Here is a 486-nt window from a genome sequence, read left to right as displayed (position 1 = left end):
CCACGGGTTTAAAAGTGGAACCAATTTGCCTGCGGCTTTGCATCACATGATCATATTTGAAATACTTGTGGTTGATGCCGCCAACCCAGGATTTCACTGCCCCTGTGCCGGGATCCATGTTGACCATCCCCATGTTAAGGAATTTCATGTAGTGCTGCAGACTATCGGCAATACTGGCTTCAGTAAGTTTCTTTTTACCCCAGTCAAAAAATTCCATATCGGTTTTACGATGCAGGGAATCGAGGATCTTTTCCTTATCCCACCCGGCGGCAGCCAGAGATCTATATTGCTCACTTTCCTCCAGAGCTTCCTGCAGCAGATCTTTCCTCTTCCACGGCGGATTACTACCGTAGGCCTTCTCAAACTGCTTTTGAAGGGCCGCCATGTGTTCTTCCATAGCTTCTTCGGCCAATATCTGCATTTCGTAATCTATAGTGGTATGTACCTGTAACCCGTCCCGGTAAATGTTATAAGGTTCCCCGTCCC

General features: G+C 47.5%; 1 pseudogene. It reads right to left on the bottom strand.

Annotated features, from left to right (window positions below):
• A pseudogene (locus HC175_RS17890) lies at positions 1–486 on the bottom strand (penicillin-binding protein); the annotation flags it as partial.

Source organism: Salinimicrobium oceani, from assembly GCF_012037645.1.
The sequence above is the reverse complement of the archived record's forward strand: the minus strand, read 5'-3'. Positions and strand labels throughout refer to the sequence as shown.